The organism is Dactylosporangium roseum, from assembly GCF_025264685.1.
Lineage (GTDB): Bacteria > Actinomycetota > Actinomycetes > Mycobacteriales > Micromonosporaceae > Dactylosporangium > Dactylosporangium roseum.
In genome coordinates this window covers 1,298,531-1,320,767 of record NZ_CP073721.1, presented here as the reverse complement: position 1 = coordinate 1,320,767, position 22,237 = coordinate 1,298,531, and the positions used below count along the sequence as shown (strand labels likewise).

The following is a 22,237-nucleotide window of genomic DNA, read 5'->3' as shown; positions in this document are numbered from 1 at the left end:
CCAGTTCGGGAGACGGACGCAATCCCGTCAGCCCGGACGAAAACAAACCTACCGAAGCCCGCCGCTTTCGCCTGTGTCACCCTTACTAAGCCGCCCAGTCTTTGAGTCGATGTCCCAGCCGTCCGCAATTAAGGCGGCGGTGACATCTCGTAAGTCCAGTTTGCCGAGCTCCCAGCCTTCACGGATTCCCGTCCGCAGGAGCTCAAGATAGAGATGGCTTGGCGTCGCCGGACTGGCATTAGCCAATTCCTGGATCGTCGTAGCCACAGTCGCCCGATCAACCGTCTTGAGTGTCGTCGGCACCTCGCCGTCAGCCTCGCGCATCGTGATTATCAAATCAAGAGTTGCGACATCTTCAAAACCTGACGCCAGTCCCTTCACCGAGCGCTGACCCTTGTTGAGGACGACGAGCTTGTCAGGCTCGATCATCAGTCCAGCATTCGCAACCGAACGTTGGATCAGTCCCCAAACGCTGCCCGACGAGTTTCCGAACACCATACTGACGTGACCGCCCGGCCGCAGGATTCGATTGCACTCGCGGAGCGCGCTGGTCAGCAACGCTTCGTACCGTTCCGCTGTTCGCTTGCCATCCTTGCTGCGATCGATAACCGCTTCCTGGTCGACGTCAGTGAAGCCGTCGAGCCACGCCTCCTGAAATAGCGCCATATCCGCATAGAAAAGATTGGAACCGAAGGGCGGGTCGGTAAATACGTAGTCGACGCTGTTATCGTCGAGGGCGATACGATCCGCGCTTCCAATGCTGTAGGTGATGTCGGGAGCGTTGATCTCCGAGCACTCAACATGACCCTCACGAGCTGCCCGAATGTAAGCGTCGGACTTCAGGACGGCCCTGGTCTTGCGAAGGAATAGGTCGTAGACGTTCCACTCGTAGAAGACGGCCGCCACGTAATAGTTGGCGTTAGCCGCATTGAGCGGGCGCTGCCGAGACCATTGGTAACGCTTTGATGCACGAGTAAGACATGCGGTGAAGGCGAACAAAAGCTTGTTACGAATCGCGGCATCATCGACATTGTTGATGTACCTGTGCAGCGTTGTGAGGACGGCAAGGTTGCGATCCGAGTAGAACGAGGCGATCGTTGTCATGCCACTTTTGCCGAGGGCTGATGCCTTATACATCTGGCGATCAGGCGTGATTTCAACCCTCGGATAGTCGATCTTTGTTAGGTCGATTTTGATCGAGTTAGAGGCGGGTGCTTGATCTAGCTGAGTGGCTGAGCATTCCGAGCCGATGGAGTCGAGTACCGGGGCCTCGCCGATGCGTCGATTACGACTACTGACGGGGGCATGGCAGTTGCTGCAAACCATGTCGGCTTTACGCCATCCCGCCGCTTCCATCGAGCGGTAATAGTTCACCGGCTCCTTACACTGGACACACTCCACAACGATGGACCAGACAGTCTTCCCAAGGGTCCCCCCACAGCCACAGGCGGCGCACTTGACGGCGTAGATGTCACCGAGTTCCGCCTGCGTTGCGCGCACGACTTCGTCGGCATGCTTCACGAACTGCTCCGCGTCGACCAGGTTAACGAAGTTTCGGCCGATGTGCCGCCCGAGCACGCTGATGTCGAAGAGCCGAGCCTTGCGGCCCATCATGGCTGCAGCGACTCCGGTCATGCCTGATCCTGCGAACGGGTCAGCGACAGTACCACCAGGGGGCGAGTAGGCATTGATGAACGGCTCAATCGCGGGTACCGGCACTTTGGTCAGGTAGGCGTGGGCCATGTAGACGGGATCGCCTCGGCCGACGCTGAGCTCTTCGGACACCCGGTCAATGTTACTCATAGTCTGTAGCCCCATAGTCTGCATAGGTCCTACCGTCTCCGTCATCATGCCCGAGAGGAACGACGACGACGTGCGCGCCCAGCACCTCAGCTTCGGTCGGCGTGTCCGAAATCTCCGCCAGGCGCGCGGACTTTCCCAGGAAGAGTTGGCCGAGCTGGCGGGGGTTCACCGGACCTACATGTCGAGTTTGGAGCGCGGGCAACGCAACGTCGGACTGGACAACATCTTGGCGATTGCCGCTGCTCTTGGCGTTCCCGCGGCCGACCTGTTCGCGGAGGATACGCCGTGACACTCTTCGGCGACCAAGACCTAACACTTGGCGACCACGATCCGCCAATTCCGGAGCCGGACTTCGGCGAGCGAATCTCTCCCGACGGCACGCACCTACCTGTACTTGAGCCGACCGGCGACATCGAGCACCTACTCGCCCAAGGTACCGAGATTCAAGCTGCGGCGACTCTCCGAGGTATCCACAATGTCTTCGATGACGGTGGGTACAAGGAGCTCCTTATGCTCAGCCTGTTCAACCTACGCAAGCTCCACCGGGAGGGCGACGACGCCGAGGACGCAGAAGGCCGGCGCTACGAAATGAAGACGGTTGCTCGTGTCAGCTCTACGGGCAAACGCAAGACAAGCCTTTCGATCACGACCGAGCACACCTTGACCCAGGCCAATATCGACCGCTATCGCGCAACCTTTCTCTGGATCGTCGCCGTGTTCGATCAGTCGCGCCCAGAGGTAATCTACGAAATCCCGCCCGCGAAGCTAGAACGGTACTTCGCTGAATGGGAGAAAAAGCTTGCATTGCAAGGTCAGCCGGTCGGTGGTGCACCCAACCATTTGAACAATCCGAAGATTCCGCTCAAGTGGATTGCGCTTCACGGTGTCCAGGTGTGGCCGCAAATTGGCCGCTCGAACCCAGTCGGCAACTATTAGTGGGACTCAAAGAGGACAGCAAGTTCGCTCGGTTCATTACGATGGGAGCGCTCGGCGCTCAACGTGTCGCCGATGATCTCGCTGGGCGCGGCCACCACATCATCGAGCTAGAGCGCTACGCCATGGCTAACAAGATCTGGACAACCAAGGTCAAGCGGCTCCGGATGGCCGACTTGCTTTGTGTGTCATGCGGACGGCGGTTCGAGGCAAAAGCCAAGTCCAAGCTTGAGGTCAAACTCAGTGATAGTAAGCAGGCAGGCCGCGGTTGGAGCGACGGTATGCGGCCAGACGACGTTTTTGCGTTCCTGCCCGTAACGGTCGACAGCAATAACATGCCGCTAGGAATCGGTCGTCCGCTGTATCTAGCGACAGCGTCAATGAACCGAATTACGCCCAAACAGGGCCAGCTTAAGAGTGCCGCAGACGGCTCCGAACGGGACGTATACTGGCCGATTACGGTTGCCAAGCGAGCTGGCATCGTGACCCGCATCCAATCTGGCAAAGTGACGGTCCAGCCCCCCGGCGCGAAGGCGAGCACCCTCGGACGTCCGGGCGATCAGCCGCTGGTGCAGGTTGGCGATCATGTCGAAAATGGCACGGTGCTCAGTTCGACTGTTACTCCGGCAACCAACCTAAACTGCTCTGGCGCCACGTGGAACCTCCATGAAGCGATCGCTAGTAACGACGAGGTCGAAGCTTTCGCAGCAGTCAAAGCGGCAGGCGTGCTGAAAGCTGAGCATCTAGTCGACCCAGTTCGCGCTATCGCCCACGACGACGAGCGAGACATGCGGCTACGCATCGAGGCGCTCGGTTCTCTGGCACGACTTAGCGATCCGCACGCTGTCGACCGGCTCGCTGACTTGGATGACGGAGACGTTGACGCTGCAATGCAGATGGAGCGTGTGCTCCTGCTGTCTGAACTCGTTGGGTCGCAAGCTGCGACCGAATCCCTCCTTCAGATTGCTAAAGGCGTTGATTATTCGGACGAGGTTCGGGCAGCAGCCGTCTGGGGACTTGGCGCTGCATGGCACGATCACTTCGGCTACTGCTGGTCGTTCGCCTTCGACGCGAGCGAAAAGGTCCGTCGGCACGCCCAGGCAAGCCTCGGGGCGCCGACTCAGAACGATCTTCCAGACCTCGTTGCAGCGCTGAAGGAAGTAGATCGAGCCCCACTCGCGGCCGCGCTATTGGCGCGGTCGAGATCGGTCGCTGAGCTGGCCGCCGCTCTGTCTGACGATCAAAGTCACGCATGGGCGATCCAGTCGCTCGGCCAGATTGATCCTGCTTTCGTGAGACAAAAAGTCAGCCAACTCTGCGCCGAAGATCAGGCTGCACTTGATGCGCTCTGGCGCCGAAACCTGCGTGATACCCACAACGAGCCGACCAACTTGACCGAACTCCAGTTCCTTGCTGGTCAATCGCTGCGGGCTCCCGAGTCCGTACGACCGTGACGGTCGGAGACGACCACACCCCACCACAGCAGTGGTACGCGTCCCGACCGCCACACGTTCCCAATACATGCCCAACTCCTCGACCACCGGGGAACCTCGGAGGGCGTTCAAGCAGGTCAGAGTACAGGTATCGGTGCATGGCTTGACCGCCCTCCGGAGGCGGGAGCGCAGGTTCGAATCCTTCCGGGGCACCAGAAAGAACTGCGCCGCCCCAACGGGCGTGCTGATCATCGAAGCGACCTACCCGCTACCGCCGCTCCGGCAGTCCTGAGCTGCACGGGAGACGCCCCGGCACGTGCCGGGGCGTCTCCCGTGCAAGGTTCCTGAGGGAGTTACAAGGGCGCTGGGTCCAGTAGCAGGGCTGTTCGAGGCGCAGAGCCGGCCGGTCGCAACTCAGCATCGAGCTAGCCCTGCTTTCCGCACATCGGCTCGTGGAACAGCACCGATTACGGTCGGTTACGGATCTTGCAAGCTGGGCGACCTGCGAAAACTCAGAACCTGCGGAAAGCAGGCTAGCGAGAATGCCCCGGCTGAGCTTCCGGGAATTCTCGCGTTCAGCGTCAATACACGGCCACTGTGGGCGGGTTCGTTATATCGGGTGGCGTGCGGCGGCGCATCACCAAGGCCCCCGGCGGCGGCGAGGTCGCTGGAAGATCCCCGGTCGACCGCGGCGAACAAGGCATGAAACGCTCGATGATGGTCGAGGCCCGCGGCATCCCCCTGGGCCGGGTCCTGGCTGGCGCCAACCGCCACGACTCCCCGCTCCTTGAGGCCACTCTGGACCGGCTCAACGACCTCGCGGCCCGCTACCCGACGACATCACCGTGCACCTGGACGCCGGCTACGACTCCGCCGCCACTCGCGACCTGCTCACCGCCCGCGGACTGACCGGCGAGATCGCCCGTAAGGGCGTCAAAGCCCCCGTCCAGGCCACCCGACGCTGGTACATCGAACGTACAAACGCCTGGCACAACGCCTTCAACCGACTCCAACGCTGCTACGAACGCAAGGAAAACGTGATCCACGCCTACCTCGACCTCGCCGATGCCATCATCACCATCCGTAGCCTCATCCGCCAGGACTGGACCCTCTACCGCTGGGATACCCGCCCCACCCGCCGACCCTGAAGCCACCTATTCGCGCCACCTCTTAATTCGGTATCGCCGCCGCTCGACGCCCGGTATGAACCACCAATGAGCGAAGAAGCCCTGCGGGGCGGCAACACCGCCGGCGCCGTGCGGATCGGTGCCGTCGTCCACAAGCTGGCCTCGCCTTGGACACCTACGGTGCACGCGTTGCTGCGGCATCTGGAGGAGGCCGGCGTCGACGGCGCCCCAAGAGCGCTCGGCTTCGACGACCAGGGGCGCGAAATGATCACCTATTTGCCGGGGGAAACGATCGGCGGCCGCCTCCCCTGGCCCGCGTGGGCCTTCGCCGACTCGACGCTCGTGCAGGTGGGCCGGTGGCTGCGACGCGTCCACGACGCGACAGCCGACTTCCTACCGCCCGCGGATGAACGATGGTTTGCCGGCTCCACCATGCAACCCGGGTTGATCGTCGGTCACCAGGATGCGGCTCCGTACAACGCGGCGATGAACGGCGACAGGCTGGTCGGCTTCTTCGACTGGGACACCGCGGGTCCGTCGTCACGGGAATTCGATCTGGCGTTCTCGATGCTTTCCTGGGTACCGATCTACCCGCGAGGGGCGGCCGAGGAGTTGGGCTTCCACGACTTCGAGGATCGATCCCGTCGCCTTCATCTCCTCCTCGACGCCTACGGGTACGACGGCGATCGACACGCGTTCCGAGCCGTGACCGCGCAGCGCGCTCGACGGCAGGCAAGCGTCATTCGCGGCATGGCCGAAGCCGGGGACCCGGCTGCGATCGCTCTGCTGCCAGTCGCCGACAACCTCGAAACGTCTGCGGCGGACGTCGAGATGCTGCCGGACGATTTCTGGGCGCGTTGACGCGCGTCCGACCCGGTGGCTCAGGGTGCCATGCCGAGATCGACGAGCACACCTTTGATCCGCTCGGTTTCGCTGCGAAAGTAGGTCGCGGCGTCGGATCCGCTGCGGTACAGGTCGGTCCAGCCCTGGTCGGCCAGGATCTGCTTCCACTGCGGTGTGTCGTGCATCTGGTCGACGAGCTTCACCATTGCCGCGCGTTGCGCCTCGGTGATCCCGGGTGGGGCAAGCACCCCGCGCCAGTTCATCAGTTCGAGATTGTAGCCACTCGATCCGATGGTTGGTACGGGCCGACCCGCGATGTTAATGCTGGTCGCGCTGGAGACGGCGAGGGCACGTGCTTTGCCGCCGGCGATGAGGTCCTTGAACTCACTGACGCCGGAGACCGCGACGGTGAAATCACCTTTGGTGAGTCCGCTCTTGATCTCGCCGCCGCCGGAGTGTCCGACGTACTCGACCTTCCGGGCGCCGACGCCGACCAGCTTGGCGAGCAGCCCGACCAGGATGTGGTCGGTGCCGCCGGTTGAGCCACCGCCCCATTTGACGCTGGTCGGGTTGGCCTTCCACGCGTCGAGGAGCTGCCGCAGGTTGACGTACGGGCTCGAGGCGGGCACGACGATTGCTTCGGCCTCCGCGGTCAGGGTCGCGATCGGCGTGGCGGCGGCGAGGTCGACCGGGGACTCGTTGACGACTGCCGCGCCGACCATCACCAGGCCGGTCACCATGAGGTGATGAGGGTCGCGGCGGTGGGTGGTGACCAGTTGGGACAGGCCGATGACACCCCCCGCCCCCAGGACGTTCTCCACCTTGACCTCACCCTTGACCAGACCGGCACCGACCAGCGCCTGCTGCATCGAGCGGGCGGTGAGGTCCCAGCCACCGCCGGCCGCGGCCGGCGCGACCAGCTCCAGTGGAGCGTTCGGGTAGGTGGCGGCCGGAGGCCCGCTAGCCCCGTCCCGGCAAGCGCTGGTGCTCAGCACCGCCACCAGAGCGCATACCGCGATGGTGAACTGCCAACTGCGTTTCCGACGCTCGAACATCGTCCCTCACTATGATCAGTACCGGAATCGGCCGACCGCGAGCTCCAGCTCCGCCACCACGGCGGCGATGGCCGTGGTGGCGGTTGTCGCGTCGGTGGCCGCGTCCGTCGTGACACCTGCGGCTGCCGCGACTTCCACGATGTTCTCGGCGATGTCCGCGGCGCTGGCTGCGGCATCGTTGACGTTGCGGGCCATCTCATTGGTGGTGCTCGTTTGTTCCTCCACTGCCGACGCGATCGATGCCGAGTAATCGCTGATCCTGCTGATCACCTCGGCGATCTCCTCGATGGCGCTGGCCGCACCGCCGGAGTCGTTCTGGATGGCGTCGACCTGACGGATGATCTTCTCGGTCGCCCTGGCGGTCTCCAGCGACAGCTCCTTGACCTCGTTCGCCACGACCGCGAAGCCTCTGCCCGCCTCGCCGGCCCGAGCGGCCTCGATGGTGGCGTTCAGGGCAAGCAGGTTCGTCTGCCCGGCGATCGACGTGATCAATTTGACGACGTCGCCGATCTCCTCGCTGGATCGCCCGAGCTGCGCCACGGTCCGGTTCGCCGCTTCGGTGACCCCCACCGCGCTGTGAGCCAGGGCAGCCGCTTTGGACGCCCCGCCGGCGATGTCCCCGACGGAGTTGTTCAGCTCTTCGATCGCCGCGACTACGGTGCCGACATTGCGGGAAACCTCCTCCGCCGCGGTCGACACGGTAGTAGCCCGATCGCTGGTGTGCCCGGCGGCCGAGGACATCTTGTCGCCGACGCCACCGAGGCTCTGCACCGACTCCGACAACCTGGCCGCCGCGTCGCCCATCTGCTGGACCAGCCGCTGGATGCGCGAGCTGAACTGGTTGAACGCGTGTGCCACACCGGACATCTCGTCGTGCCCGCCGATGTTCAGCCGGGCGGTGAGGTCACCCTCGCCATCGGCGATGTCCACGAGCTTCGCCTTCAACATCTTGAGCGGTCGGACGATCGACCGCACCAGCAGCGGCGTGATCCCGGCGACGAGCACTAGGGCGAGCAGGCCGACGATCAGCATTGTCGCCTGCGTATGTGTGGCAGTCTCGTGCGCCTCGGCGAGCGCCGCCACGTTGGCGGGCACGATCTCGCCGACAATGTCGTCGATCGCCCCGGTCACCGCCTGGTAGAGGACGATCTGTTCGCCGGTGATGAGGTTGTTCGCCGTGCGCAATCCGGCCGGCGTGCCTTCCCGATAGGCTGTGATGATCTTCTTGTCGGTGGCGAGGCATGCGTTGATCGCCGTCACCACACGCAGGATCGCTCCCTTGGAGGTTTCGGAAATTCCGGTCGAACTCGCGAGTTGGTCCACCGCCTTGCGCAGACTGGCCGTCGCCTCGAGGAACGCCTTACGACTCTTGGCCTCATCGCTCGTCGCGTCCGGGACACCGCGCACGATGTCGAACGCGTAGCGGGTCTGCCGCGCATCCCAGTCGGCGGCCCAGTGCTTCGTCTCCAGCGCTCGCTCGACCAACACCGACTGCTGGCTCGCGGTCGCCGAAACGGTGGACTGGTCGCCGATCCCGACATAGCCCACAAGCACCAGCGTGGCGGTGGCAGCCAGCACCAGGGCGAACCCGGCGACGAGCCGAGCCCGCACACTCCACCGACGCAACAGTCGTTCCACATCCCCGACATCGGACTGCGACAGGTGCAGGTTAGGGAATTTTGTTTGGTACCTCGAGCGGCCCTCGCGGAGCAACACAACTCCTTGGCCACGCCCGCCGGCCGTGACCGTGTGGGGTTCCGCCTCGCCTGGAGCTTGATCTTGCCGATAATCGGGTCGGTGGCCAGGACGGTGTCGTCGACCTTGATGTCCTTGCGGGCGTCTGGCAGCGTCGGCCATCTGAACCTTGGTGTCCGGGCTGAAGCCCTTGCCCCCCGCACCCGATCTTGATAGTGGTTCTTTGTGCCTTCGGCGATGTTCCGCGCCAATCTTGCGGACGCGCCTTTCGTTGCGGTGACGGCGTTCTTGACGGCGGAGATCGACCCACGTGGCGAGCATCACTGCCAACCTTCGTGCGCGCCACCCGCATCCGACCCGGCCCGGCACGCCGAAGCGATACCGGCCAGGGGGTGGTTGCGGTAGGGGCCTGGCTCCCCGTCGCGCACCGAAGGCAGCCAGACCGCGCCTGCGCGACGGGAAGCCAGGCCGGGGGTGGAGATTCGGCGAGACGCTTCGCGTCTTCGCCGCGAACGTGAACTGCGACCGCAGGGGAAATCCAGGGGACGATCTTGAAACGAGAGGTCGCCAGGCCAACACAGACCAACGGCCACCAACGCCCCGAGCAGCACGTTTGCAACCCGGCCCAGTACGGCCGCGATCATGGACCTAATTCACGCCGAAGAGGTCGCGGGTTGGGCCGGGCGCGGAGGTCTGCGTCACTCGATCCGCTACGGCAAATAGGCGGCCAACTTCTGTCACGGATCTTGGCAGTCGCAGGGAATCCCAGGTGAGGGGGCCTTCCAATCCCGAGGCGCTTGTTCCTCCGGAGGCGGGAGCGCAGGTTCGAGTCCTGCCGGGGGCACCAACCTTCGATGAGTTTTAGCAGCTCAGCGCCTTGATCGTGGCATGGCGGCGGTCGTGAAGTCATGTTGAGGGTCGTGTCGGCGTCTCATTTATCGGCAGTCTGCGCAGCTCAACTGCCCTGCGGCGCCGTCCAGAGTTGTCGCAGGTTCGCGTCCTGGGTGACACGCAAAGCATCTCACCCAGGCGCCCGAGACCTATCGCAGACGGGGTCGTAACCTGATCGTCCCGAGGCGCCGCAGCGGCCAGGTTCCTGGGCGGGGCGCTTCGCGTGCCGCAGCGCTACGAGCTGGCGTTCTGGAGCCCGGCGGCGATTGTTTTGTAGCCGAGCCGGCCCCGGGTGGCGATGAGCAGCCCGACCGCCGTCACCGCGGAGCCGATCGCCAGCGAATGCAAGCTGTCACTGAACACGTCCAGCGACGGAAAGACTTCGCCCCATGCCAGGGAGTACACGGTGTTGATGTTGGCGTGGAACAGCATGATGAGCGGCAGGCTCTCGTCCGTCCGGTTGAAAACCCACGTCATCACGATGCTCAGCGGGACGGCCGATCCGACAAACTCCGCAGCCGTCAGCCAATTCACGTCGGGCCAACCGGCCCACTCGCTGAAGAAGAGTGGCAGGTGCCACGCACCCCACAGCGGGCCGAGGATCAGCGAGCCGGCGAGTGGGCCGTAGCGGGCCTGCAGCCGGGGCTGGGCGAAGTCACGCCAGCCCGGCTCCTCCGCCACACCGGTTGTCAGGAACTGCATTACCAGCAGCGGGATGTACATCAGGAAGACGGTCGCGCCGGGAATGCGAAAGTCGTCCAGTGCACCGGGAACCGGGAACGTCGAGACGACCGCAACGACTGGGACCACCAGCACGATCCCGAGGTACCAACGCAGGCTCACCCGCCAGCGGACCAGCCGCTTCGCCCAGCGCCGCAGTCCGGGCCGGCCATCCACGACGGCGGTGACGATGAACGCAGCCGTGATCGGGCCGAGATAGGCACCGGGCAGTACCCCCAAGGTCTGTGAGCTTCCCAGAATCTCGGGATAGCGGATGGGCAGCAGACCGAGCCCGGTCTCGGAGAGGACGTAGGGAATCCAGCACAGCCAGGTCAGGCCATACGACAGTACGAAGTAGGCCAGTAGCGGATGCTTTCTCATGGCCAGGAAGCAGACCAGCGAGCCGGGTGGGCGGGCACTACGTGTAGTCACCGATTCCTGGTAGGGCTGGCTATACCTCCGGTGTAGCAGCAAGCCGGTGGAGCCAGCCGTCTGTGCTGGCTAGCGTGATCCGGTGTCCGCCAACCCGCCCCGCACCGCATTCTCCGCGCTCGTCAGACGGAGTTTCCTGATCTCCGTCTGGCCTATCAAGTCCGTGGTGTACGTACTGTCGACGGTTCCGATCGCGATGCTCCTCGCGGTACCGCTCGGCCTGCTCGCCTTCCCATGGGCGCTGCTCGCGCGGCGGGTCGCCGCCGGCACCGGGCAGCCCGCGTTCGAGCTGTTCCTGCTCCTCCTCGGCACCGCCCTGGTGGCCGGGCTCGGGCCGCTGGTGGCCTGGCCGCTGGCCGCCATCGAGCGGGTCCGGCTGCGTCTGGTCGACTCCCGGCCGGTCCCGCCGGCGCGCCGGGTGCCGTTCGGCCCGTCCTGGTATCGCCAGTCGCTGACCTGGCGGGAGCTGGCGTACGCCGTCCTGCTCGTGACCATGGTCCCCGCGCTCTACGGCATGGTCGCGTTGGCCCTTGTGTTGATCGGGGTGTGCGCGCTGAGCCCTTGGCTGGTCCCCGCGGGCGAGATCAACTTCGGCGTCATTGTCATCACCACGTCGTCACAGGCCGTGCCCTACTCCATCGCCGGCATTGCGGCCCTGGTGACCGTGCCCTACCTGCTCGCCCTCGCCGCCGGCTTCCACGGCGCGGTCGCCCGGGCGCTGCTCCACCCCGGCAGCCGCGATGAGCTTCATGCGGAACTCGTCGAAGTGTCGCGGTCACGGGCCCGGCTGGTCGGCGCGTTCGAGGCCGAACGCCGCCGAATCGAACGCGACCTCCACGATGGCGCACAGCAGAAGCTCGTCGGGCTGACCCTCCAACTCGGCCTGGTCAAACTCGACCTCCCAGCCGCCTCCCCCGTCGCGGGCGCCGTCGAAACAGCCCACAATCAGGCCAAACAGCTCATGTCCGAGCTACGCGAGCTGATCCACGGCATTCGCCCAGGTGTGCTGACCGACCTCGGCCTGCCCGCCGCGCTGCGCGAACTGGCCGACCAGTCCGCCGTCCCCGTCGTCGTCGAGACCGATCTGCCCCGGCGCCCACCGGAATACATCGAGGCGACCACGTACTTCGTCGTCGCCGAAGCCCTCACGAACGTCGCCAAACACAGCGGCGCCACCACCGTCACTGTCACCGCCCGCGAGACCGCAGACCTGCTCACCGTCGAGATCCGCGACGATGGCCGGGGCGGCGCCGACCCCTCCAACGGCACCGGACTCACCGGCCTTGCCGACCGGGTCGCCGTCGCCGGTGGGCGAATGCTGCTCTCCAGCCCGCCCGACGGCCCCACCCTGATCCGAGCGGAGCTACCATGCGCGTAGTCCTGGCCGAGGACGGTGTCCTGCTGCGCGAGGGCCTAGCCGGCCTGCTGGAACGCTTCGGCTTCACCGTCGTCGCCGGCGTCGCCGACGCCACGGAACTCCTACGGGCCGTGGCGCAGCACTCACCCGACCTGGTGGTGACCGACATCCGCATGCCACCGACGTTCACCGACGAGGGCTTACGCGCGGCCGTCGAGATGCGCCGGGACAACCCCGGCCTGGCCGTGGTCGCGCTAAGCCAGTACGTCCAGCACGGCTACGCCGCTGAGCTCCTCGACTCCGGCGGCGGCCTCGGCGTCGGCTACCTGCTCAAGGACCGTGTCGTCGACGTGGAAGACTTCGTCTCCGCCCTGCGCCGCGTCGTCGCCGGCGGCACCGTGATCGACCCCCAGGTCGTCCGCCGCCTGCTCAACCGCCACAACGAACCGGTCGCCCGTCTCTCCCAACGCGAACGCGAGGTGCTCGCGCTGGTCGCCGAGGGCCACTCCAATACGGCCATCGCCAAAATACTGGTCCTGTCCGAGGCATCGATCGGCAAGCACGTTGGCAACATCCTTGCCAAACTCGACCTCCCGCCCACCGACGACACCAACCGCCGCGTCTTGGCAGTGTTGACCTACCTACGCGAACGGTTTCCCGAGCTGCCATAAGCGCCCAAGAATCCTGTTGGAGTTCGGGCCGCGATGGTACTTCTACCTGCTGCCGAGACTGGAAAGGAACAGCCGTCGTCTGCGACGCTCGGCAGGCCACCCGTTCGGACGAGTGCCGCGAACCCCGCCAACACCGGGTCAGCAGTTACCATCTCGTGACCATCAACCGGGAAGCGGGGACCGGCTCGGAACACGGTTCTTGTGATGGATGACAACGACCAGCAACTGTGGAGCCGGGCCCGGGCGGGCGACGCCTCGGCGTTCGGCACGCTGTACGAGCGGCACGCGCGGGCGGTCTACGCCTTCTGCTTCTGGCGCACGTCCGACGCCGCACTCGCCGAGGACCTCAGCGCTGCGGTGTTTCTGCAGGTGTGGGCGTCCCGCGGGCGTACCGAACTCACCGAGCCCAGCCTGCTGCCATGGCTCCTCGGCGTGGCCCACAACCTTGTACGCAACCAGTGGCGATCCGCGCGAAGACGCCGCGCCGCTCTTGCGCGGCTGCCGCCGCTGCGGGATTCGCCCGATCCGGTCGACGAGATCGCGGACCGGATCGACGCACAGCGGAACATGCAAGCCGTACGCGCTGCCTTGGAACGGCTGCCCCGAAGAGAACGGGACGTCCTTGAGATGTGCGTCTGGATGGGGTTGAGCCCGGCCGAGGCTGCCGCGGCGCTACGCATCCCGGTCGGGACCGTGCACTCGCGGCTGCACCGGGCCCGTACCAGGCTCAAGAAATCACTCGACGAAGCGCCGCAGCGCGGCGGACACGAACCCGGTGACGGCACCGCGCTGTCCCGGCCGGCACTGGAGGTGTTCGATGGAACCTGACCCGTTCGCACCGCCGAATCCCCCCGAATTCTCCGCCGACCGGCTCCTGGCTCGAAAGGAGCAGGTCATCACCGCCTTCCACAAGCATTCCGCGGACCTCCCGAAAACGGTGCGATCCCACCGGCGCCGACACCTGACGCTGGCGGCCGCGGGTCTGGTCATCGCCGCGGCGATCGGCGTGCCGAGCCTGATCGGGTCGAGGTCGAACCCGGCGTACGCGTTGACGCCCAACGCGGACGGAACGGTCACCTTCGTGATCAACGACGTCAGTGATCCGGAGGGCGCCACCCGCGCGCTGCGCCGGGCCGGCATTCGGGCGATCGTCCTGCCCGCCCACCAGCCCGGCACCTGCCCCGCCGATCAGCGGGGAACACACCTACGCCCATATACGACCGGGGTGGCACAGATGTTCCGGGACGACAAGGAACACCCCGAATTGGGCGCGAACTCCATCATCATCCGCCCCGACCACATCGGGACCGGCGAAGTGCTGGTCATCAGCGTGATCCGCGTCGGGCCGGCGGGGGATGAACGGACGCACGTCATCAGGGACGTGTTCCGTGAGCCCGGCCCCACCTGCTACGAACCGGGACAGCCCTGGTTGGGTCTCTACGGCGTTCCAACGCTGTCGCCCCCAAGCTCCACCACCTCCACGAGCCGCTCGGCGAGCGACCCGTCGTCAGCCCCCGGCCCGACCGACAACCGCACGTCGTCGTCCCCCGACCCGCAGCGATCCACCGCCACGGCCAACCCCTCGCGAAGCCGCTGACCCACGCGGACTCCGGGTGACCCCGGCTCGCCCTTGGCGCACCCTCGGGCGAGCCGGCCGGCTGTCTCTGTAGGTGCGGGTGAGGGCGTCTGGGCTCAAGTCAGCCGCGACGCAAGAAGATGATGTTGACGATCCAAGATCAAGCGGCTCCGGGGGCCGGCGCAGTATGATCGGCCAGTCGCGGCCAACGGGCACGACAAAGACCTACGAGGCGGTTTTCCTTCGCCAGCATTGCCTGGATCAGGTGAATGGGGATCGCCGTTCGGCCTCTCGGTCGTTCAGCCTCTCAGCTCAACTGTCATCCAGTTGGGCTCTCCCGCACGTCTCGTAGGTCTACACCAGAAGCTACTCCGTCCCGCACCCGCCGGCGGGTGAGCCGGCGGGTGAAGGAGGGCCGGGATTCGCCCCGCCGGTCACTCGGGTGCGGCGAGGATGTGGGCATGCAGGCGCGCGACGCGACCGCCGCGCTCTCCGCCCGGGGTGTGCGCGCGGTCGCCATGACCTGGGTCGACAACGCCGGTATCACCCGGGTCAAGACCGTGCCCCTCGACCGGCTGCCCGAGGTCGCCGTCGCGGGCGTGGGCATGTCACCGGTGTTCGACGTGTTCCTCGTCGACGACTCCGTCACGACCAGCCGGTTCATCGGCGGACCGGTCGGCGACCTGCGGCTCCACCCCGACCTGGAGCGGCTGACCGTGCTGGCCGCCCAGCCCGGGTGGGCCTGGGCGCCGGTCGAGCGGCGGACGCAGCAGCACGAGCCGTACCAGCCGTGCCAGCGACGGTTCGCCCGCGCGATGGTCGAGCGGGCCGCCGCGGCCGGCCTGACGCTGCGGATGGCGTTCGAGGTGGAGTGGTTCGTCGGCGCCCACGATTCGGAGCCGCAACCGGCGTGCGAGGGCCCGGCGTACGGCATGATCCGCGTCGTGGAACTGTCCACCTACGCCGACGACCTGCTTGCCGCGCTCGCCGCGCAGGGCGTCGCGGTCGAGCAGTTCCACCCCGAGTACTCCCCCGGCCAGTTCGAGGTCTCGGTCGCCGCCACCGACCCGGTCGGCGCCGCGGACCTCAACGTCCTCGTGCGCCAGACGATCCGTGCCGTCGCCGCCCGCCACGGGCTGCGGGTGTCGTTCGCGCCGGTCGTCACCGCCTGGCAGGTCGGCAACGGGTCGCACCTCCACTTCTCCGCGCGGGACGCGCGGGGCAACCTGTTCGCGGGCGGTCCGGGCCCGCACGGCCTGACCGAGCGCGGCGAGTCCGTCCTCGCCGCGGTGCTCGCCCGGCTGCCGGCGCTGTGCGCGATCGGCGCTCCCAGCGTGGCCAGTTACCTCCGCCTGGTGCCGCAACACTGGGCCGGCGCGTACCAGTGCTGGGGCAGGGAGAACCGGGAGGCCGCGCTGCGCTTCGTCACCGGCGTGGCGGGCACCGGCGACCGCGCGGCCAACGCGGAGGTCAAGGCCTGCGACGGCGCCGCCAACCCGTACCTCATGGTCGGTGCGGTCTGCGCCGTCGTCGTGGACTCGGTCGACGCCGGGCTGCGGCTGCCGCCCGAGGTCACGGTCGACCCGGCGATACTCGATCCGGACGGCCGGCCGCCCCGCCTGCCCACGACACTGCCCGAGGCGATCGACCGGCTGGCGGCCGATTCCGGCCTCCGGGCCGCGATGGGCGATGCGTTGTTCGAGGCGTTTCTGGCGGTACGGCGCGGCGAGGTCGAACTGTTCGCCGACAGCAAGCCGGAGGAGATCGTCGCCGCCACCCGCTGGCGGTACTGAGTGGACGACCTGCTGGACGGCCCGGGCCTCGTCGACGGGCACTGCCACGGTGTCGTCGGCGACCCCCTCGACGCGGGCGCGTTCGCGATGTTGTCGACGCTCGGCCCCGAGCAGGCGTGCCGGCTGCTGCGATGTCCGCCGCGGACGCCGAACGCCTGGCCCGAGCGGTGGGCACGGACAACGCCCGCCGCGTCTATCGGCTCTGAGACACCCCCCACCCGCATGTAGCCACATGGCTATTTCACCTGCTAAACTCGCGGCCGTCGCGGCGAAGGCGTTGGAACTGGCAAACTTGGGGCAGATCCGTGTGGAGGTGAGATGTCGATGAGCATGGCCCTACCGATCAACCACTCCGGACCTTGGAGCGAAGAGGACTATTTCGCTCTCGGCGAGACCCCCGACAGGATCGAACTGATCGACGGGGGTCTAGTGGCGAGCCCGGCCGCGAGCAAGCCGCACCACGACGTTTCGTTCCTGCTGACAGCGGCGCTTCGTCCGAAGGCTCGGGCGGTCGGCCTCAGGGCTTATGAGGCCATCAACATCAGATTGGCGCCCGGACGCATCGTCATCCCTGACGTCGTCGTGGCGGACACCAGCCGATTCGGAGCCGTCACGGACGCCTCCGACGTGGCCCTCATCTGTGAGATCGTCTCGCCGGGCAACGCCTCCGCCGACCGGGTACAGAAGATGCGGTACTACGCCGCCGCCAGGATCGAGTGGTATCTGCTCGTCGAGCCGGAGCCGTCCGAGCAGGAATCGGTGACGTTGCGGCTCTATCGGCTCGACGATGAGCACTACGTCGAGCATGCCGTGGCGAAGGGCGGCGAGACCCTGGTCTCCGACGTCCCCTTTCCATTCCGGCTCGACACCGACGGACTGCTCGACTGACGGTGCCGAACGACGGGGCGCCGCCGAGGCCGGCGCGGCGGTAGGGTCGGAGGCATGTCTGTGCTGGTCGCGTTCAGCGTCACGCCGCTCGGGGTCGGGGAGGACGTCGGGGAGCTGGTCGCCGAGGCCGTGCGGGTGGTGCGCGCGTCGGGCCTGCCGAACCGTACCGATGCCATGTTCACCACCGTCGAGGGAGCGACCTGGGACGAGGTGATGGAGGTGGTACGAGCCGCGGTCGCGGCCGTCCACGCCCGCTCGCCCCGCACGAGCACCGTCATCAAGGTCGACTGGCGCGACAACGCGACCGGAGCACTCGACGCGAAGGTCGCGAGCGTCGAGCGTCGCCTCGGCGCATCGGCCTGAACCTCTGCGGACTCGGACATCGTCGAACTGTCCATCCCCGTCGCGCACCCGCGCGGTCGGTAGGGGTCCCGCCGGCCGCCGGGGAGTAGGGTCGCTGCGGTGGAGACCTCGCGAGCGTGAAGACGCTGCTCGACTACCTCGACGGCCTGTCACCGGGCCGACTGGCAGACCTCGCCGAGCTGCACCGGCCGGACGGGCCGCCGCCGACGGACCTGCGGCGGTTCGCGGCTGAGCTGTCGACCTACGAGTCGATCGTGTGGACGCTGACGCTCCAGACGCTGCCCGCCCTGCAACTGGCCGAGGTGCTGGCGCTGCGCGCGGGCGGGACCCGGCGCCGGGACCTGGCGGCCGCCGTGGGCGTGCCGGCCGACGACCCCGGGCTCGACAAGACCCTGACGGCCCTGGAGGAGTGGGGTCTGGCCTGGCCCGACGACGATGGCGACTGGATCCGCTGCCTCCCGCTGCACAGCGTGATCGACGGCGGGTTCGGGTTCGCGCCGTCGGCGGTGGCGGCACTGGAGTTCGTGCCGGTGGGCCAGCTCCAGCGGATCGCGTACGAGCTCGGCGCGCCGGTCGGGCGGAACCGCGCCGGTCTGATCGGCGGGATCGTCGCGGCGCTTTCGGACGCCGACGTGGTGCGGGCCCAGTTCGCGGCCGCGCCCGACGACACCCGGGACCTCGTGCTCGACCTGGTCGGCGCGGAGCCGTACTTCTACGACCCGCGGCAGATGGCCGCCCTGCGCACCGCGCGCCGGACCCCGCTGAGCTGGGCCGTCGACCACGGCCTCCTGATCTGGAACCCGGATGGTGGCGTCGCGATGCTGCCGAGCGAGGTCGGGGTGGTGCTGCGCGACGGCTTTTGTGCCCCGTTCGACCCCGAACCGCCCCACCTGGCGCCGGTCGAGGTGAGCACGGAGCTGGTCGACCGGGAGGGTGCCGCCGCGGCGCGCGCGGCGCTGGCCACGATGACCGCGCTGCTCGACGAGTGCGGCCGCGAACCCGTCCCGACGCTCAAGAACGGCGGGGTCGGCGTCCGCGAGCTGCGCCGGCTCCGCAAGCTGCTCGGCTGCGACGAGACCGACGTGCGGTTCTGGCTGGTGCTGGCCGGGCTGAGCGGCCTCATCGGGCTCGCCGGGAACCGCGTCGCGCCCAGCGAGGAGTACGACAACTGGCTGAAGCTCGACCCCGCCGGGCAGTACGGCTGGCTCCTCGACGGCTGGATCGACATGGACGCCGCGCCGCTGCTCGCCCTGGACACGGCCGCGCTCCTGCGCAGCCGCCGCGACGAGGGAGCGGCGCTGGTCCGGCAGAGTTTCGTCACGCTGCTCACCGGCCTGCCGGAGGGGCGCGGCGCGGCGAACGTCGACGTCCTCGGCGGCTCCCTGATGTTCGCGCGGCCGCTCATCGTCAGCGATCCGGAGCAGGCCCTGGCGGGCGCGCTGGCCTTCTGGCGGGAGGCGGAACTGCTCGGGGTCGGCGCGCACCTCGCGCCGACGGCACTGGGCCGGGCGCTGGTCACCGGTGATCCCGAGCGCATCGCCGACGTGCTGAGCCGGTTCCTGCCGGCGGCACAGAGTACGGTGATCCTCCAGAGCGACCTCACCGCGGTCGCGACCGGCCCCCCGTCGGCCCGGCTGACCGCGTTTCTCGACCTGGCCGCCGACCGCGAGTCCCGCGGCGGCGCGCACACCTGGCGGTTCTCCGAGGCGTCGGTGCGCCGGGCGTTCGACGCCGGCTCGTCCGCCGACGAGCTGCTGGCCGCGCTGCGCGAGGCGGCGAGCGCGAGCCGGGTGCCGCAGCCGCTGGAGTACCTGGTCACCGACCTCGCCCGCCGGCACGGCAACGTCCGCGTCCGGCCGGTCGGCTGCGTCGTGCACAGCGACGACCCGACGCTGCTCGAGGAGATCCTCCGCGGGAAGAGCCTGGCCCGGCTCGGCCTGTCGGCGCTCGCGCCCACCGTGCTGGTGAGCGTGCTGCCCCCGGCCGAGACGCTCGCCGCGCTGCGTGCCGCCGGCTACGCGCCCGCCGGAGAGAACGCGGACGGGACCTTCGCCCTGGAAAGGGTGGTCCGGCACCGCGCCGTCCTCGAAGAATGAGGACCGTTCCTGACCGCATCCGGCCGTACGGTCGACGGCGTGAAGCTCTCCACGCGGCAGCTCAACCGCACCTACCTGCAACGGCAACTCCTCCTGCGCCCTGATCCCCGCCCGGTCGACGAGGTGGTGGCGCACCTGGTGGCGGTGCAGGCGCAGGAGGTCGACGCCCCGTACGTCGGGCTCTGGACCCGGATGGCCGGCCTCAAGCACGAGCAGCTCACCGCGGCGCTCGAGGACCGCCGGCTGGTGCGCGGCGGTCTACTGCGCGGCACGCAGCACATCACCGCCGGGGACGACTATCTCTGGCTGCGGCCGCTCGTCAGGGAGCGGATCGGCCGGGGCGGGCTGTCCGCGTTTCGCCGGCAGCTCGACGGGCTCGACCTGGCGGAGCTGGCGGCGGCCGGCCGCGAGATCCTCCGCGGCCAGGTCCTGACCCGACCCAAGCTGGCGAAGCTGCTCGGCGAGCGGTTCCCCGGGCGCGACGCGCTTCCGCTGGCCTGGGCGGCGCAGCACCAGCTCGCACTGATCCACCCGCCGCCGACCGGCGTCTGGCGCCGGCGTGGGCACGTGTCCGTGGCCCTGGCCGAGGACTGGCTGGGCCGACCCCTGGAGGAAGAACCGAAGATCAAGACCCTGCTGGAGCGGTACCTGCTGTCGTGCGGCCCGGCGACCCACACCGACCTGCGGAACTGGGCCGGACTGCGCCGCCTGCGGGACGAGGTCGAGGCCCTGCGCCCGGCACTGCGGGTGTACCGCGCGGAGGACGGTCGCGAGCTGTTCGACCTGCCGGACCTGCCGATCGCCGACCCGGACGAGCCGGCGCCGGTGCGCTTCCTGCCGGAGTTCGACAACCTGGTGCTGAGCCACGACGATCGGACCCGGATCATCAGTGACACGGACCGGGCGCGGGTCTGCCCGGGATACTCGATGGTCCACCCGACGTTCCTCGTCGACGGCTTCGTCGCGGGCATCTGGGCGGTGGATCGGGCGACCCTGCGGATCACCCCGTTTCGCCGCCTGTCCGAAACCGACGCCGCCACCGTCCTCGGCGAGGCGGCCAACCTCCTGGATTTCCTGCGGCTCGGCCCCGACGCGGTCGTCCGGCTCGACCAGCCCGGCACCACCACGTCCTGACCGGGTCCGCCCCGACGGACCGGCCGGTCGACGATCCGGGCGGCGGTCCACGGCCCAGGGGTGGAACGGGCCGCCACCCGGCTGGCCGCGTCAGCAGACGGCGGCGCGATCGAGCAGCAGCGCCCGTTCACGCTCGTTTCGCGTCATCGACGCCGCCCGCTCGAACTCCTCCTTCGCCTCGGTCCGGCGGCCCAGCTTCAGCAGGAAGTCGCCACGGACCGAGGGCAGCAGGTGGTAGCTGCGCAACGCCGGCTCCTCCAGCAGCGGATCCAGCACCGCCAGGCCGGCCGCCGGGCCGTCGGCCATGGACACCGCCACGGCGCGGTTCAGCTCCACGATCGGCGACGGGGCGACCTCGGCCAGCCGGCGGTAGAGCGAGGCGATCATCACCCAGTCGGTCTCCTCCGCCGTGCGGGCCCGGGCATGACAGGCGGCGATGGCGGCCTGGAGGGTGTAGAGCCCGCCGCCGAGCGCCTCGGCCTTGTCCAGCGCGGCCAGTCCCCGGCTGATCAGCAGCCGGTCCCAGCGGCGCCGGTCCTGCTCCAGCAGGACGATCGGCTCGCCGGACGGGCCGGTGCGGGCCGCGCTGCGCGACGCCTGGATCTCGAGCAGGGCGATGAGGCCGTGGACCTCCGGCTCGGCCGGCATCAGGCTCGCCAGGACCCGGCCGAGGCGCATCGCCTCCTGGCACAGGGCCGGGCGCATCCAGTCGTCGCCCGCCGTCGCCGAGTACCCCTCGTTGAAGATCAGGTAGATGACCTCCAGGACGGAGGCGAGCCGCTCGGTGCGGTCCTGCCCGACCGGCAGCTCGAACGGCACGTGCGCGTCGGCCAGGGTCTTCTTGGCGCGGCTGATCCGCTGCCCGATCGTCGGCGACGGGACCAGGAACGCCCGGGCGATCTCGTCGGTGGACAGCCCGCCGAGCAGCCGCAGGGTGAGTGCGACCCGCGCCTCCGGCGACAGCACCGGGTGGCACGAGGTGAAGATGAGCCGCAGGAGGTCGTCCTCGATGGGCTCCTCTTCGAGGAGCGCGTCGAAGTCGGACGTGTCGGCCTCCTCCGGGCGGACGAGGTCGGGGAGGTTCTGCTCGAACCGCTGCCGGCGGCGGATCTGGTCGATGGCCCGCCGCTTGGCGGTGGTCGTCAGCCATGCCCCGGGGTTTCGCGGGACACCTTCGGACGGCCACTGTTCCAGCGCCGCGACGAGCGCGTCCTGCGCGACCTCCTCGGCCAGCCCGACGTCGCCGACGAGCCGGGCGACGCCGGCGATGACCCGCGCCGCCTCGATCCGCCAGACCGCCTCGATCGCCTTGTTCGTGTCGGTTGCCGTCACCGGCCCAACATAGCGCCGGGGCGGGGCGGCGATGACGGGGTGTTAACAGCAAAAAGTCTCCAGGCTCCCGAGAAGCACATGATCATGGACAGCCA

At 67.8% G+C, this 22,237-nt stretch carries 19 protein-coding genes and 1 pseudogene; 15 read left to right on the top strand and 5 right to left on the bottom strand.

Annotation, left to right across the window (positions count from 1 at the left end):
• Positions 1–48 precede the first annotated feature (48 nt).
• Positions 49–1,785, bottom strand: a complete 1,737-nt coding sequence (locus tag Drose_RS06890) for a site-specific DNA-methyltransferase (protein ID WP_260727347.1) — start codon at positions 1,783–1,785, stop codon at positions 49–51.
• A gap of 64 nt (positions 1,786–1,849) precedes the next feature.
• Between Drose_RS06890 and Drose_RS06885 the strand changes: the two genes are divergently transcribed.
• The 5 genes and pseudogenes from Drose_RS06885 (at position 1,850) to Drose_RS06865 (ending at position 6,157) form a co-directional block, all read left to right on the top strand.
• Positions 1,850–2,092, top strand: a complete 243-nt coding sequence (locus Drose_RS06885; RefSeq protein WP_260727346.1) for a helix-turn-helix domain-containing protein — start codon at positions 1,850–1,852, stop codon at positions 2,090–2,092.
• Positions 2,089–2,739 (top strand): PDDEXK family nuclease, encoded by a 651-nt coding sequence (locus Drose_RS06880; protein ID WP_260727345.1) that lies wholly within the window; start codon positions 2,089–2,091, stop codon positions 2,737–2,739. Before Drose_RS06885 ends, Drose_RS06880 begins: the two co-directional genes overlap by 4 nt.
• Before the next feature lie 41 nt (positions 2,740–2,780).
• Positions 2,781–4,190: a HEAT repeat domain-containing protein gene (locus tag Drose_RS06875; RefSeq protein ID WP_260727344.1), complete on the top strand. Its 1,410-nt coding sequence runs from the start codon at positions 2,781–2,783 to the stop codon at positions 4,188–4,190.
• Positions 4,191–4,805: 615 nt separating this feature from the next.
• Positions 4,806–5,317: pseudogene (locus Drose_RS06870) on the top strand (transposase); the annotation flags it as partial.
• Positions 5,318–5,383: 66 nt separating this feature from the next.
• Entirely contained in the window at positions 5,384–6,157 is a 774-nt protein-coding gene (locus tag Drose_RS06865; RefSeq protein WP_260727343.1) for a phosphotransferase, read from the top strand.
• 20 nt (positions 6,158–6,177) lie between these two features.
• Here the strand turns inward: Drose_RS06865 and Drose_RS06860 are convergent, their stop codons facing one another.
• The 3 genes from Drose_RS06860 to Drose_RS06850 all read right to left on the bottom strand — a co-directional run bounded on the left by Drose_RS06860 (position 6,178) and on the right by Drose_RS06850 (position 10,974).
• A complete protein-coding gene (locus Drose_RS06860; RefSeq protein ID WP_260727342.1) occupies positions 6,178–7,194 on the bottom strand; it encodes a Bug family tripartite tricarboxylate transporter substrate binding protein in 1,017 nt (338 codons plus the stop codon).
• A gap of 15 nt (positions 7,195–7,209) precedes the next feature.
• Entirely contained in the window at positions 7,210–8,907 is a 1,698-nt protein-coding gene (locus tag Drose_RS06855; protein ID WP_260727341.1) for a methyl-accepting chemotaxis protein, read from the bottom strand.
• Between the two features lie 1,107 nt (positions 8,908–10,014).
• Positions 10,015–10,974 (bottom strand): CPBP family intramembrane glutamic endopeptidase, encoded by a 960-nt coding sequence (locus Drose_RS06850; protein WP_260727340.1) that lies wholly within the window; start codon positions 10,972–10,974, stop codon positions 10,015–10,017.
• A 40-nt stretch (positions 10,975–11,014) separates the two neighbouring features.
• Here Drose_RS06850 and Drose_RS06845 point away from each other — a divergent pair, with 40 nt between their 5' ends.
• The 10 genes from Drose_RS06845 to Drose_RS06800 all read left to right on the top strand — a co-directional run bounded on the left by Drose_RS06845 (position 11,015) and on the right by Drose_RS06800 (position 20,810).
• Complete coding sequence (locus Drose_RS06845) at positions 11,015–12,310, top strand: sensor histidine kinase (protein WP_260727339.1); 1,296 nt, start codon at positions 11,015–11,017, stop codon at positions 12,308–12,310.
• A complete protein-coding gene (locus Drose_RS06840; protein ID WP_260727338.1) occupies positions 12,301–12,960 on the top strand; it encodes a response regulator transcription factor in 660 nt (219 codons plus the stop codon). Before Drose_RS06845 ends, Drose_RS06840 begins: the two co-directional genes overlap by 10 nt.
• 204 nt (positions 12,961–13,164) lie before the next feature.
• Positions 13,165–13,788, top strand: coding sequence for an RNA polymerase sigma factor (locus Drose_RS06835; protein WP_260727337.1), 624 nt, complete (start codon positions 13,165–13,167; stop codon positions 13,786–13,788).
• Positions 13,778–14,557 (top strand): hypothetical protein, encoded by a 780-nt coding sequence (locus tag Drose_RS06830; protein WP_260727336.1) that lies wholly within the window; start codon positions 13,778–13,780, stop codon positions 14,555–14,557. The genes Drose_RS06835 and Drose_RS06830 overlap by 11 nt, the downstream gene beginning before the upstream one ends.
• Before the next feature lie 440 nt (positions 14,558–14,997).
• Positions 14,998–16,329 (top strand): type I glutamate--ammonia ligase, encoded by a 1,332-nt coding sequence (locus tag Drose_RS06825; protein ID WP_260727335.1) that lies wholly within the window; start codon positions 14,998–15,000, stop codon positions 16,327–16,329.
• Positions 16,330–16,557, top strand: a complete 228-nt coding sequence (locus Drose_RS06820; RefSeq protein ID WP_260727334.1) for a hypothetical protein — start codon at positions 16,330–16,332, stop codon at positions 16,555–16,557.
• 96 nt (positions 16,558–16,653) lie between these two features.
• Positions 16,654–17,217 (top strand): Uma2 family endonuclease, encoded by a 564-nt coding sequence (locus tag Drose_RS06815; RefSeq protein WP_260727333.1) that lies wholly within the window; start codon positions 16,654–16,656, stop codon positions 17,215–17,217.
• A 54-nt stretch (positions 17,218–17,271) separates the two neighbouring features.
• Positions 17,272–17,580 (top strand): MTH1187 family thiamine-binding protein, encoded by a 309-nt coding sequence (locus Drose_RS06810; RefSeq protein ID WP_260727332.1) that lies wholly within the window; start codon positions 17,272–17,274, stop codon positions 17,578–17,580.
• A 116-nt stretch (positions 17,581–17,696) separates the two neighbouring features.
• Complete coding sequence (locus Drose_RS06805; RefSeq protein ID WP_260727331.1) at positions 17,697–19,676, top strand: helicase-associated domain-containing protein; 1,980 nt, start codon at positions 17,697–17,699, stop codon at positions 19,674–19,676.
• Positions 19,677–19,715: 39 nt separating this feature from the next.
• Positions 19,716–20,810 carry a winged helix DNA-binding domain-containing protein gene (locus tag Drose_RS06800; protein WP_260727330.1) on the top strand — a complete coding sequence of 365 codons (1,095 nt, stop codon included), beginning with the start codon at positions 19,716–19,718 and terminating at the stop codon, positions 20,808–20,810.
• 90 nt (positions 20,811–20,900) lie between these two features.
• Here Drose_RS06800 and Drose_RS06795 read toward each other — a convergent pair whose 3' ends face one another.
• Positions 20,901–22,142: an RNA polymerase sigma factor gene (locus tag Drose_RS06795; RefSeq protein WP_260727329.1), complete on the bottom strand. Its 1,242-nt coding sequence runs from the start codon at positions 22,140–22,142 to the stop codon at positions 20,901–20,903.
• Positions 22,143–22,237: the final 95 nt, after the last annotated feature.